The following is a 14139-nucleotide window of genomic DNA, read 5'->3' on the forward strand; positions in this document are numbered from 1 at the left end:
TGTCTTGGTTTCGCCACCGGCCCCGCCCCGCCATTCTCTTTTCGATAAAGATAACGGGCATGACAGACAAGTCGGTCGCCGAGGAAGTTCAGTCGCTGCGCCAGCAGATTCGACATCACGATCGACTGTACTACGTCGACGCGACGCCGGAAATCAGCGATCTGCAGTACGACCGCCTGCTGAAGCGTTTACAGCAACTGGAACAGGATCACCCCGACCTGCGTGATCGCGATTCGCCCACGATGCGGGTCGGCGATCAACCGGTCGCGCACCTGGACCAGGTCGCCCATCGCGTGCCCATGTTGTCAATCGATAACACGTACAGTCGCGATGAATTGCAAGCCTATTTTGAACGCACCGAAAAATCCCTGGACGGCAAACCGATCCGGTGGGTGATGGAATACAAAATCGATGGCGTCGCGGCGTCGGTGCGATACGAATCGGGACGCATGGTGCTGGCGCTGACCCGTGGCAACGGCGAAGTCGGCGATGACATCACGCACAACATTCGAACGGTTCGCGATCTGCCCCTGATCCTGCACGACAACGGATCGGTACCGGATGTTTTGGAGATTCGCGGCGAAGTCTACATGACCAATGCGGACTTGGCCGATTTGAATGTCCGTCAAGCCGAACGCGGCGAACCGCTATACAAGAACACACGCAACGTGACTGCGGGCACGATCCGATTGCTGGATCCCGCGATCGCCGCCCAGCGAAACCTGCGTTTCTTTGCACACGGCATCGGCGAAGTGTCGGGCATGGACGCGGACAACCACATGGAATTTTTGAAACGGCTCGGGGACTTTGGCATTCCGCCGACACCCGACGTGATGGTGTTCGACCATTGGTCCGACGCGATGAAAGCGGTCGCGGCGTTGGAAGACGAAATGCCAGACCTGCCGTTCGAAGTCGACGGGATCGTTTTTAAAGTCGACGACTTTGCCAACCGCGAAAAACTTGGCATTCGCAGTAAGAGCCCGCGTTGGTTGGTCGCGTACAAGTTTGAACGCTACGAAGCCACCACACGACTGAACCAGATCACGGTCCAAGTCGGCAAAACCGGAACCGTCACACCGGTGGCTCATCTGGATCCGGTGGAAATCGCCGAAACCACCGTCTCCCGCGCTTCGTTGCATAACGCTGATGAAATCGAGCGGCTGGATGTCCGCGAAGGCGACGTCGTTGTGGTTGAAAAAGCCGGCAAGATCATCCCCAAGGTCGTGCGCGTCGAAAAACACCTTCGCACTGACGACTTGAAACCCTACGCCTTTCCCAAGCGATGTCCCGAGTGTGATACCGATCTGGTTCGGGATGAAGGCGGTGTCTACATCCGATGCCCCAACCCAGCGTGCCCCGCGCAGTTGCGTCAAAAGCTGATCTATTTCGGCAGCCGCACGGGCATGGACATTGATGGTCTGGGCGACGAATTGGTCGACGTTCTGCTGGACCGTGGATTGGTCAAAACGTATGGCGACCTTTATCGATTGACTGCTGACCAAGTCGCCGAATTGAATTGGATCCGATTGCGGAAAGGACGCGACGGCAAAGAGATCGAAGTCCAGGTGGGACAGAAGAATGCGGACAGCCTGATCCAAGGGATCGACGCCAGTCGTGATCGTGGTTTGGCACGAGTGCTGGCATCGCTTTCAATCCGTCACGTCGGTCCCAGTGTCGCGCGGATCATCACAGGCAAATACCACACGTTGGATCTGCTTCGCGAAGCATCACAAGAAGACTTGGCCGACATTCACGAGATCGGTGACCGGATCGCCAGCAGTCTGCACGAATTCATCCACAGTGATGTTGGTCGCCAAACGCTGAACGACCTGGCTGCGGCCGGCGTCAAGATGACCGATCCCGAACCGGTGCCCGATGATGACGACCAACGGTGGCTGTCGGGCAAGACCCTGGTCGTCACGGGCACGCTGAAACACTTCAAGCGTGACGAAATCAAAAAGGCGATCACCGAACTTGGGGGACGGGCCAGCGGCAGCGTCAGTAAGAACACGGATTTCCTGGTCGCCGGTGAAAAGGCCGGCAGCAAGCTGGACAAGGCCAAACAATTGGGCGTTCGGGTCGTCGACGAAGACGAATTTCGCGCATGGTTGGCCGACAATCGCATCCATGACGCGTGACCACGACCGGTGGCGGATTTGCTAGGATCTTGCTGCTGCATGGGATCGACATCACGCCGACCCGTTTTGTCGGATTGCCCCCCCAAAGTTGCCCGCAGGACGCGGTCGTCACGGTGACGGGCCAGCACGACACACACGGGACACGGTCGATCCGGCGCGACATCGATCGATCGTGGTCGATGAAGGGATCAATGATCCAGCCTTCCTGCCGGGACACCGAAATGGGATCCACCGATTCGTCATCCGCGACCGACGCGGAAATTGATTTTCAAGCCGCTGATGCCGGAATGGAATTGGCACCAGCGGAAACTTTCGCGTTAAATCTTTTGGAATGGGCGGTCGAGCGGCACGCCAGCGACCTGTTCATCAGCGACGCGGAATCCTGCGTCATTGTTTCGGTCCGTCGAATGGGCCGCATCGAACAAGTTCGCCGGTTTGCACGCAGTTACGGACGACGGCTGCAAGGGTTCCTGCGGGTCGCGGCAAATTGTGACGCCGGCGACGCGATTCGCCCGACTGAAGGACGCGGCGTGGTGCAAACGCCCTGCGGTCGTGAAATCGACTTGCGGCTCAGCACGATGCCCACGCTGTTCGGGACGGATGTCGCGGTGCGCCTGTTCGATCCGGAAAGCGGATGTCGCGACCTCAATCAATTGGGGATGGACGATTGCGACGTCCAGCAACTGCGCGAACTGTTATCGCACCGCGGTGGACTGATCTTGGTGTCCGGTCCGGTCGCCAGCGGCAAGAGCAGCACGATGTATGCTGCGGTGAAGCATTTGAACGACGGTCATCGCAAAATTCATACGCTGGAAGACCCGATCGAACATGCGATCGACGGGGTGATGCAAACGCAGGTCAACGCAAAAGCCTGCTTGGACTTTGCCGATCTATTGACGGTCGTTTTGCGTCACAGCCCCGACGTCATCATGATCGGTGAAATCCGTGACAGCGTGACGGCAACCACCGCGGTCCGCGCCGGTGCCAGTGGCCAATTGGTGCTTGCGACGATCCACGCCAAGAGTGCTGCCGAGGCGATCGATTCGCTGCTGCACTATGACGTCCCGCCAAAGTTCGTTGCCAACGCGCTGGTCGGCGTCATTTGTCAACGACTCGTCCGGCGACTGTGCAAAGAATGCCGAAGCCAGAGGGAAGTTCACGATCCGCTGCCCATCAGCCCCGCAGTCGCCAATCGTTTGGGCGACCAACCGCCGGGACTTTGGACGGCCCAGTCGTGCGACGCCTGTTTCGGTGACGGCTATGAATCGCTGTTTTGCCTGGCGGAAATCATGCGTGTGGAGGACACGATCACGCACTGCATCGAACACCGTGAACCGGCATCCGCGATTCACCAGACGGCCAAAGAGCAGGGCATGCTAAGTCTGGCCGACAATGCCGCCTTGAATATTTATCGCGGCGAAATGACGGCCGATGACGCGATTCGAATCATCAATGACGGCACGCTGGCGGAACTTTCCAGACGCTGTCGCGATTGACCCACCGGTTCATTCAGCGCGGCCGGATCGTCCTTAGGACACTGATTGGCCCAGAATTTCTGCGATCGCTTCGGTCGCGATCTGCAGCGAGCGGGCAGCCATCACAAAATTGGTGTGACCGGACACCTCCGGCTGGATTTCCACGTACAAGTCACACGCACGTCGCAGCCGACGCAGTTTCTTTTTGGCCATCTTCACGTAAGCGGCCGGATCATCGACTTCGTCAACCGGCCCGACGGCCAAGATAAAATCATAGATGTCGCGAACGATGTCCCGCAGATCTTCGTCGTCTTCGGCCTCGTCGCAGTGCTTTAAGAACGTACGGACCATCCACAGGTGCGCGACTTGACGATCAATCGCTTGCACCTGAGCGGTCAGCGTTTCGGATTCGCTCATCTTCGTGATTATCCGCAGCAGCGATCAGCCGGCCGCTTCGTCCGTGATCGCACCCTCGTTGTGCACAACGGCGTCACCCGCCGGTGCCGCGTCGGACGCCGCGTGATCGGCGGCACCGTGACCGTCGGCCGGCTTGGTGGGTGCGTGTCCGTGCGGGGTGTTACGTGCGACGATCACCACGCCGATGAACGTCAACGCCATTCCCACCCACAGCATCGGGCTGATTTTCACGCCTTCGTGCAATCGCAACACCGAAACGATCGCGGTCACGGCCACCGCGCCGCCAAACACGATGGGCATCACCAACAGGGCGTTGCCGCGGCTGGTCATCATTGCGGTGGTCAAACAACACGCGCCAAGTGCGCCCAGCGTGCCCGCCAAGAACCCCCACTTGGCCGTTGCGAAATGGGCCCCCGTGTACGTGAAGCTGTCTCCTTTGACCTTCATCATTGCGATGCCGCCGATGATCGCGATGACCAGATAAGCGATGCCGATGAAGACGTAAGGTTTGAAGGGGGACCAGCCTTCGGGCGGCAACAGCGGTTTGCCGTCGATGCCGCGCGGCGTTGCCGCATTGCCAATGGTCGGTCCGTAACAGCCCCAAAACAACGCGGTGCCGATGGCAAACAGGATGGGAATCAACATTTTGTTCATGAACGCCTCAGTCGGAGGATATTTGATCGGGTCAGGGGCGGAACAGAGTTTGATCGAAAGCGATGCCGTCCGTACCGCGGTGGGTCAGACGTTGAACAGGAAATGACAGATATCGCCGTCCTGCATCACGTAACTTTTGCCTTCCACGCGTAGTTTACCGGCCTGTCGAATTTCTTTTTCACCGCCGTGTTCTTCCAGGTCAGCAAGTGAATAGACTTCGGCGCGAATGAACCCACGCTCGAAATCACTGTGAATCACCCCCGCCGCTTGCGGCGCGGTCGCACCGATGGGTACCGGCCAAGCACGGACTTCCTTTTCGCCGGCGGTGAAGTAACTCTGCAAACCCAGCGTGTGATAGGCAGCTCGGGCGATTTGGTTCAGCGCCGGTTCGGCCAGCCCGACATCGGTCAACATTTCTTCGCGGTCTTCTTCATCCAGTTCCGCGATCTCCGCCTCCAGCTTCGCACACACGCAGGCAACGTCGGCACCGACTTTGTCGGCATGCTGGCGGACTTTGTCGACCAGCGGGTTTTTGCCGTCCAAGTCAGTCTCATCCACGTTCGCGACGAACAGGATGGGTTTGGCCGTCAGCAATCCGAAACTGGAAATCGCGGCGGTTTCGGCTTCATTCAAATTCAGCAATCGCAGCGGCTTGCCCTCGTTCAAATGTTCGCTGCATTTTTCGATCACCGTGACGCGCAGTTTCGCTTCCTTGTCGCCGCTGCGTGCGGTCCGCTGGGCTTTGCCCAACGCGTTTTCCAGCGACTGCAAATCGGCCAGCATCAATTCGGTTTCGATCGTGTCGATGTCGGCCAGCGGATCCACCGACCCGGCGACGTGGGTGACATCGGGGTCTTCGAAACAGCGGACGACCTGCAAAATCGCGTCGACTTCGCGGATGTGGCTCAGGAACTTATTGCCCAACCCTTCGCCTTCGCTGGCACCTTTGACGATGCCCGCGATATCCACCAGCTTCAACGTCGCGGGAATCAACTTTTGCGGCACGATGTACTTGGTGATCCGGTCCAAACGCTGGTCCGGCACGCTGACGATCCCTTCGTTGGGTTCGATCGTGCAGAACGGATAGTTTTCGCTTTGCGCGGCCTTGGACAGCGTCAAAGCATTGAACAGCGTGCTTTTGCCGACGTTCGGCAAGCCAACGATTCCGGCTTCCATGTGGATCTGGACGGGGCAACGGGTGAAGGGACGGGAAAAAGCGAAACGGACGCCTGGGCGTCGGAGCGGAAAAATCTATCAGTCCGAATGGTTTTCGTCGAAGGGCATCGGCAAAGAACGTGGGCGGAGTCGAATTTTGGAAAATCTTTGAATTTTCATTGATGCCTAGCTTCTGACGGTGCCGATGCAGATCGATGAGCATGAAGCTCGCTTGACCCATCACGGACGACGCCACCCCACCTTCGTTGCAGGTTTCGTCCGTGCGAGTCTTGAATCTTGCCGTCGTCATTTGCGTCGGCGGCGTCTTGGCGGCATTGCCTTTCCGCCTTCACCAAAAGTCGTCCCAGCCGACTCAGCCACCCGCCAGGGCCACCGGTCCGACGGCATCGCAGAGCCATCTGTTTGGCGAAACCGGCCATCTGTTCGGTGAATCGAGCGACCTTTTCGCTGGCCCCAGCCCTCGCTTGGAACCGGCCAGCCCGGCGGCAAGCGATGATTTGAAGTCGCTGACCGATCTGGTCGCCTACGATCCGCCGCCGCCCCCTCCCGGGCCGTCGGTACGCCGTCCGCCGATGAACTTACCGCTGACGTACGAGGACCTGGCCGTCCCGGTCCAACCCACCGAAACGATGCGCCAACGATTCGACGCGGTCGCCAAGTACGCCCAGCCGCCCGCCCAGAACACCCAGGGGCAAACCCAGCGACCGGTCGATGCACCGCCCCGCATGCCGTTTGGTGGATCGTTGGCCGGCGTCGGGACCGATGCAGCCGGCGACGACATCACGCAGGGCAACATGAACCGAGTTGATTCAGCCCGCCCGCATGCCCCGGCTGCCGAAGCGACCGGTGTCCAAGGCCGAACCGCGGCGACACAGTTGCGCCCGACGGTTTCCGGTGCTCCGATGCCCTCCGGCAATGTATCGGCAAACGCCGGGGCGACCTTTCGAGATGCGATGACGATGCAGATGGGGCAAACCCCCGTCGCCCCCTCAACGCCGATCCCCAGCCTGAGCGGATCACCCGGCGACGCCCTGGCCGCGTCACCCTTTGCAACGTCAAAGTCGTCGGCCGCAGGCGCGTCGAACCGACCCAACAACCCCGAACGTGAACGCCACTGGATCCGACAACCGTAGGCCGACAAAAGAATCGACCACCAGACCGCCACGTCGACGACGTGAAGCGAACGCTTAGCCGGCGGTCTGTCGATTTCGACGCAGTTGACCGCACGCGGCATCGATTTCGCCGCCCTTGCGTTGACGAAACTTCACGGTCACGCCGCCTTGTTCCAAGATCTGGCGAAACTTGGCGATCGCCGTCTTGGTCGGCTCCAGATACGGCAAGCCCGCAACCGGGTTGTACGGAATCACGTTCAGCATCACGTTTCGCGACTTCAACAACTTGACCAGTTGTCGCGCGCAGGTTTCGTCGTCGTTCACGCCGCCCAACAAGACGTATTCAAAAGTCAAGCGTCGACCATTGGCGGCAAAGTATCGATCGGCCGCTTGCAGCACCGCGTCCATGCCGACCTTTCGATTGACCGGCACCAATTCGTTTCGCAACGCTTCGTTGGGCGCGTGCAAGCTAACCGCCAGATTGAACGGCACGTCGGCAGCCGCCAAACGATCGATGGCCGGGGGCAATCCGACCGTGCTGATCGTGATCCGTCGCGGGCTGATCCCCAGCCCCTTTTCCGCTTTCGCGACATCCAATGCCGCCAACACGTTGTTCAGGTTTGCCAGCGGTTCGCCCATCCCCATCATCACGATATGGCTCAGGCGTTCATCCTCCGGCAGGCGTGATTGCAAACGCAGCATCTGTTCCAGGATTTCACCGCGGGTCAGATTGCGTTCCACTCCATCCAAACCGCTGGCACAGAACACGCACCCCATCGCACATCCGACTTGGCTGCTGACACAGATGCTGCGGCGAATTCCGTCACGCAACAACACGCATTCAACTTCGCCGCCACCGGACAATCGCACCAATAGCTTTTCCGTACCGTCGGAACTGGTTTGACACGCAGCTTCATCGGCTTGAAAGATGACAAAGTCTTCTTCCAACCGCTGACGCAACGCCGCCGGCAAATTGCTCATCATCTGGAACGAATCCGCACGACGCTGGAACACCCAAGACCAGACTTGGCCGACGCGAAACTTGGGTTGCCCCTGCTGCTTCATCCACTCGGCCAGATCGGCGTCGGTCAAATCCAGCAGGTGCCGCTTGGACACGCTGGTCTGGGTGGGCGGGGTGACGGTGGGAAGCACGGTGGTCAATTCTGTTGGTCCAAAGATGGTGTTAGACTGCCCATCATCGAAGACTTTGCGACGCCCACCAAGCCCAACCGCGACGAAGCCGGCGAAGTTTTCTGGCCACCACCTGACGCAACATCGCGTTGCGACCGGCAAAATGGCATTTCGTTTCCCCCAAGCCACCCAACAATGAGCCCCACGCTGATGAACGCTGACGCCGCCTTGGATCGTTTCGTCGAATTGACCAAGATCCCTGGAAAAAGCGGCGACGAAAAAATGGTCGCTCAACAGATCGTCCAGGCTTTGCTAAACGCGGGGCTGGACGGGCAACAAATCGCATTCGACGACGCGAACCAGCGGACCCGCATCCCCGGTAACTGTGGGAATTTGATCGTCCACCTGCCGGGCACCGGTTCGGGGCCGACCACGATGCTTTCGGCTCACATGGACACCGTTCCGATCTGTGTCGGCAGCCAACCGGTTCGCCAGGGCGATGAAATGACCAGCGAAACGCCCACCGGCTTGGGCGCCGACGATCGCTCCGGGTGCGCGGCGATTTTAACCGCGGCCATCGAACGCTTGAATTGCGGGCGAGTCGATCTGCCCCCCGCCGTCATCGCGTTCTTTATTCAAGAAGAAGTCGGCTTGGAGGGCGCACGTCACTTGGACAAGGACCTGATCGGCAAAGTCGACCGCGCGTTCAACTTCGACGGTGGTTCGGTCGACAAGCTGACCAACGGTGCGATCGGCGGCGAGCGCTTGGAGATCGAAATCACCGGTGTCGCTTCCCATGCCGGTGTGGCCCCAGAAAAGGGAGCCAGCGCTATCACGATGGCGTCCCTTGCGATCGCGGATTTGCACCAACGTGGTTGGCTGGGCAAAGTCGTCAAAGACCAGGGTGTGGGAACTTCCAACGTGGGTGTCATCAACGGGGGCGAAGCGACCAACGTGGTCACGCCTCAATTGACCCTACGTGCCGAAGCCCGCAGCCATGACGCCAACATGCGGATGGCAATCGTCGCGGAAATTCGTCAAGCATTTGAAAACGCAGTCGCCAATGTTTGCACCGAGGCCGGCCAGTGCGGCCAGCTGAAATTCGATTCGCACGTCGACTACGAAGCGTTCCGGTTGCCCGAAGATCATCCGTCAATCACGGCGGCCGACGCTGCGGTCCGCGACCTGGGACGAACACCTTATATCGAAGTCGCCGGCGGGGGCTTGGACGCAAACTGGTTGTTCATCCACGGGATCGAATCGGTCACCATGGGCTGTGGCCAATGCAATATCCATACGATCGACGAACGTTTGAATATCCCCGACTACTTGGATGCCTGCCGGATCGCCACCGGACTGATCACCGGCAAGTATTGATTGGAATCGATCGTTTCCTAGGTCCACCACGTTTGGGTAGATTCGCCGCCATGAATGACGACGACATGGTCTGTCTGTGCTTTCAAGTCACACGACGAAAGATCGTTCAATTCATCCGAGTGGAAAAACCCAAACGGCTCAGCCAACTGTCGCAGTGCTATTCCGCTGGAACCGGATGCGGATGGTGTCGCCCGTTCTTGGAAAGGCTGATGGAACAAACCGACTCCGATTTGCCCGATTCCAGCGCCTACCAATCTGGCCGACGCCGACATATCCGCGACAAGAACGACACGCCATAAAGTATCGGTGCACCCCTGCGACGGCCACAATCACCGATGGCTTATCCCAGACGCATCTCATTCGTAGACCAGCTGTGCCGTCGCCTTCGTATCCGTGTCGGAAATCAAACGCACCCAACACGCGGAAAACCGATCTGGAAAACGATGGGTGATTTCTTGGTTGGCGGGGCAAGTCAAACGGTCATAATCCACCCACAAATCGGTGCCATCCACATCGACCTGGACCGTGAACGTCACATCACTTTGATGCTCGTGCGACAGGGTCATCGTCTTTTGGTCATATCCAGTCATCAAGTAAGCATCCGAAGCCACGTCGGCGGCGACGGTGGATTCGTACCAGGGGCCACCGTGTCCGACCGGTTTGCCTAATTGCCAAAGATCGTCCACGCCACCAAACCACAATCCGACGGACCGATCCGCATCCAAGAAGACGTGCGAATCGTCGATGGCATCCGGCGACAAGCCCGCCAACACCAGCAAGCCATTCCAAGAACAAAAGTCGGAAATCCATTTGCGATGGCTGGCAACCGGACGGATCCGATTCCACGCCGGCGGCGCACCATTGGTCACCAAGGGCAGTTCATAAAAGGTGCCATGCAGGTTTGCCAAGTGCCGTTCGGATTCCACTTCCCGCATCATGCGACACGCCGGATCAAGCATCGTGCGATCAAACGCCGAATCCCCCTTGGGCAATCGATACGTCTTGCCTCGGTAATGCACGACCACCGATGCACGGTCGACCGACGCTTCTGGTTCAACATCCAACAAACGCTGTAGACGCGGGTCCGGTGAATCCGCTTGAAATTCAAATCCCGCTTTGGTGAATTCGAAGAAGCGGTCGCCTTCGGTGATCACTCGCAGGTTTCGATTTCGCTTCGCCGGATAGACTCGTGTCACTGATGCATCTTCGTCAGCGATATCCGCTAACCCTGCGAACAACTGTTGCGCATCCTTTGCCTGGCCATCATGCGACGACGCATCGACCTGATGCAAAAACGCGGTGGCCACGCAGTCTCGGTCCACCGTCAGCCGCAACCACTGTGCGTCAAAATTCTCGGGGAACAAGTAGGGCAGATAGCCGTCGGCGGGAACCGTGACCGAATCGAAACGTTCCCATTGTCCAAGACCACCGCGATCCACTTCCAAAGTGAAAGTCACGGGTGTCGGATCATTGTCTTGCTGAACCGCCGATTGTGGCACCGTTGCGATGGCCGTATCCAAAGGCCGGGCCTGCACGATCGAACCGTCATTGGCAGCAACGAAAGCCAAGTGTGGCATCCCAAAATTGCCCGGCTTGTGTTCGCTGGCGTTTGCAGGGATTGAGACGACACCGGCGGGAAAACTGCGGCGGTACACCTTGTCCGTGAAACCTTTGCCCCAACGCAGCGACATCGGTGTCGCCTGCCATGAATCAGCAAGCGTTGGGTTTCCACGTTGATCGACAACCAAATAGACGGTCACCGGAACGTCAACTTCAAACCGAAAGCCCGGGGCAGGGCGATGCCAGTCGCCACGTGGGATGGCGATCCGGGTCAAGCCGGCAAGCTTCGACGGCAAATCGTGAATAGCCTGCTGGTCGCTGGCACGAGTCATTGGCGGGATCGTCCGCTTCTTTTTTCCTACGCTCAGGTGCAAGCATCGGTCATCAAATCCAGCGACCAGGAAGGGATCGGACGGAACCATCGCCATGACTTCGTCTTCCACCCACGGCCCACCGTACGCCGTCGCCGGGCCCCAAGCAGACAAATCTTCGTACTTTCCGAACCACAAATTGCTCTGCGGCTGCCCGGCAAGTGGGTTGCCCTGGATGCTGGTTTCGTCACTGGCCAAAACCAATTGACCGTTGAAGTCACAAAAGTCAGGGACATAACGCAAATGGCTGGCAATCGGATGAATGCCCGCCGTGTTGTTCGCCGAAAACGTGGGCGGAAAGTCAAAGAACATGCCATGCATGTCCATCATCCAACGGCCACCGCCGATCTGGCGAATCCTGGGCCATTCCGTATACCAGCCGTGGCTGGCGTCGTTGCAATACGCCGCTTTCGGCAATAAGTACGTCGACCATTGCCCGTCGGTCAAAACCTTTAGACGCAAACTACGGCGATCCCAACCGATGGCCCAGACCGGTTCGTTGCCGTCGCTGCCCCCGGCGATTCCGGGCGGCCCAGTGACTTCGGTGTATTGGCGTCTTTCAACGATCCGCCATTGTTTCCTATCCCACTCGGCCAACACACCGCGTTCTTCATCGGACTTTGCCGGCCCACCGACCAACACATCGTCATAATTCCCGACGTGCAATTCGCCATTGTTGGACACGACCAATCGTCCCTGCGATGTATAGCCGCCCTTGCCATGCCATCCGGGAACAGGCTTCTTGAAAAGTCGCTTCACGTCCAGCGTATGCACGTTGGCTTCCCAAATCGAACCTTCCATGTCGATGTAGTAAACCATGTTGGCCGGATCGGTCAGATGGCGTGAAATCGCGGTCACACGGATCGGCATCTGCTTGGGTGAAATGGCGCGCACCTTCCCCTCGCGGTCGATCGCATAATGCGCGATCAATAACTGCTGCGACTCCGCATGAATCATCCGGCCCGCCGGAGTTCCCCCGACGCTTTCCGAGTGCACGGTCATCGGCTCGGTCAGGTCTGCGTCCACCGAATACAGCTTGTGTTCGCTGCCTCGCGGCATATGAGGCGCGTAGTTGACCATCCACAATTTGCCCGCCCAAGGCACCACCGCACCGATGCCACATTCGTTGTGTCCCGGCAACCGGTGGGCGCCGTTCTGACTGTAAATGCCGTAGGTCGTCAGGTGCGGATAGACGCCACTGATGTGGATGTCAGTTCGAACGGGCTGTTGATGCTGTGTGGGGCGGCTGTTTGGATCATTGGATTCTGGCGACGTCGTCGCATCCGGTTGTTCCGTCGACGTCAGGGCAAGGGCCTGCCGATGGTTCATCAGTTCTTTGGCGAACCTCTCGAAACGTCCTTGTTGCTGATCATTGAACGCCAAGTTACTGGTCTCATTCGGATCCTTTTGCAAGTCATACAACTCCGCAAAGGTTGTCGAATCGTCCAAGACTGTTTCGACGTATTTCCACCGTTCGTCGCGAACCGCCCACAACGGCCGACTGCCCAACTGTGGCGTGGGGGCTTCGTACAAAATGCTGGTCCGCCAATCATCGACAGTCTCCCCCTGGATCAGGGGCAACAAACTGCGACCGTGCAACCAAGGCGGGGATTCAATCCCGGCCAGCGCATAAATCGTGGCGGTCAAATCGATGTTCAATACCAGCGCGTCACAAGTGGTTGCACCGGTGTTTGGACCAGAAATGGCCATCGGAACACGCATCGATTCTTCATACGGCAAAACCTTGCTTGTCATCCCGTGTTCACCCAGCATCCAACCGTTATCGCCCATGAAAATGACCCAGGTCGGTCGCGTCGACGACGAAGATTCCAATTCATCCAAGACGCGTCCCACCGAGCGGTCCATTTGCTCGACCGCGGCATAATAGTCCCGATGATGTGACCGGATTCGGTCCGGGTCGTCATAGCCGTACGACAAAGCCTGTGTCCGACTGCGTGACTTCCAAAGGTACGCTGGCTTTCCATCCAGGTCGTCGTCCCATGTCGCGGGTAAAGGCATCTCGGCGACGTCGCGACGTGTCAAAAACTCATCTTGGACAGGCCATCGAAATTGATGGTCCATATGCGGCACTTGTGTATTCATCCACAAGACGAATGGTTTTTGACGCTTTGTACAATCCTGCATGAACTCAATCGACAGATCGGCGGTCACGTCGTCAACGAAGCCCGGCATCACTTGATTCTTACCGTTGATTGAAAACTGCCGGTCGTACCAAGTCCCGTTGGACCAACAGGTCGCCGCAAATTGGAACCCGCAATCGGTCGGCGAATTCTTCAGATGCCACTTCCCGGTGACACCGGTGCAATAGCCTGCGTCGCCCAGAACCTTCGCGAACGTGGGCTGGCCGTCGCGAATCTTCGCAGTGCCGACCCTGGTCACGCCATTGACACTGCCGTAACGTCCGGTCAGACACGCGGCGCGACTGGGCGAACAGATTGCCAACGTCACAAACGCATTGGTGAATCGTGTTCCCCGTTTGACGATGCGGTCCAAGTTGGGCGTGGCGATTTGCTCGTTGCCTGCCGCCGACCAACAATCCCAACGCTGGTCGTCGGTCAAGATGAACAAGATGTTCGGCGGTTGCTCCTCCGCGGAAACGGCCGTGGCGGGAGGCACGGCAACAGAACTCAACAAGACCGACGACAGCAGCCACACGGTCGCAATCGTTGGGGCGCCGGATCGATCGGTTTTTGAAAATTTCATCGGG

10 protein-coding genes are annotated in these 14139 nt (G+C 58.4%); 5 read left to right on the forward strand and 5 right to left on the reverse strand.

Going from position 1 to position 14139, the window contains the following annotated elements; genetic code table 11:
* Positions 1–59: 59 nt before the first annotated feature.
* The gene (gene ligA / locus Mal65_RS14600; RefSeq protein ID WP_145298955.1) at positions 60–2138 is read left to right on the forward strand and encodes an NAD-dependent DNA ligase LigA; all 2079 of its coding nucleotides are present in this window, start codon (positions 60–62) and stop codon (positions 2136–2138) included.
* Positions 2139–2317: 179 nt separating this feature from the next.
* Entirely contained in the window at positions 2318–3634 is a 1317-nt protein-coding gene (locus Mal65_RS14605) for a GspE/PulE family protein (RefSeq protein WP_145298958.1), read from the forward strand.
* A 33-nt stretch (positions 3635–3667) separates the two neighbouring features.
* Here Mal65_RS14605 and Mal65_RS14610 read toward each other — a convergent pair whose 3' ends face one another.
* The 3 genes from Mal65_RS14610 to ychF all read right to left on the reverse strand — a co-directional run bounded on the left by Mal65_RS14610 (position 3668) and on the right by ychF (position 5860).
* Positions 3668–4030 (reverse strand): amidohydrolase, encoded by a 363-nt coding sequence (locus Mal65_RS14610; RefSeq protein WP_145298961.1) that lies wholly within the window; start codon positions 4028–4030, stop codon positions 3668–3670.
* Between the two features lie 24 nt (positions 4031–4054).
* On the reverse strand, positions 4055–4684 hold the full coding sequence (locus Mal65_RS14615; RefSeq protein WP_145298964.1) for a DMT family transporter: 630 nt from the start codon (positions 4682–4684) through the stop codon (positions 4055–4057).
* Between the two features lie 84 nt (positions 4685–4768).
* The gene (gene ychF / locus Mal65_RS14620; RefSeq protein WP_145298967.1) at positions 4769–5860 is read right to left on the reverse strand and encodes a redox-regulated ATPase YchF; all 1092 of its coding nucleotides are present in this window, start codon (positions 5858–5860) and stop codon (positions 4769–4771) included.
* 260 nt (positions 5861–6120) lie between these two features.
* Between ychF and Mal65_RS14625 the strand changes: the two genes are divergently transcribed.
* Positions 6121–6993 (forward strand): hypothetical protein, encoded by an 873-nt coding sequence (locus Mal65_RS14625; protein WP_145298970.1) that lies wholly within the window; start codon positions 6121–6123, stop codon positions 6991–6993.
* A 54-nt stretch (positions 6994–7047) separates the two neighbouring features.
* Here Mal65_RS14625 and rlmN read toward each other — a convergent pair whose 3' ends face one another.
* Positions 7048–8124 carry a dual-specificity RNA methyltransferase RlmN gene (rlmN, locus tag Mal65_RS14630; RefSeq protein ID WP_196784177.1) on the reverse strand — a complete coding sequence of 359 codons (1077 nt, stop codon included), beginning with the start codon at positions 8122–8124 and terminating at the stop codon, positions 7048–7050.
* Between the two features lie 174 nt (positions 8125–8298).
* On the opposite strand from rlmN, the gene Mal65_RS14635 reads away from it, so the two are divergent.
* Positions 8299–9480: a M20/M25/M40 family metallo-hydrolase gene (locus tag Mal65_RS14635; RefSeq protein WP_145298975.1), complete on the forward strand. Its 1182-nt coding sequence runs from the start codon at positions 8299–8301 to the stop codon at positions 9478–9480.
* A gap of 50 nt (positions 9481–9530) precedes the next feature.
* Complete coding sequence (locus Mal65_RS14640; protein WP_145298978.1) at positions 9531–9779, forward strand: (2Fe-2S)-binding protein; 249 nt, start codon at positions 9531–9533, stop codon at positions 9777–9779.
* Positions 9780–9836: 57 nt separating this feature from the next.
* On the opposite strand, the gene Mal65_RS14645 is transcribed toward Mal65_RS14640, so the two are convergent.
* Positions 9837–14135, reverse strand: coding sequence for a sulfatase-like hydrolase/transferase (locus tag Mal65_RS14645; RefSeq protein WP_145298980.1), 4299 nt, complete (start codon positions 14133–14135; stop codon positions 9837–9839).
* Between the last annotated feature and the right edge of the window lie 4 nt (positions 14136–14139).

It is taken from the genome of Crateriforma conspicua, from assembly GCF_007752935.1.
Lineage (GTDB): Bacteria > Planctomycetota > Planctomycetia > Pirellulales > Pirellulaceae > Crateriforma > Crateriforma conspicua.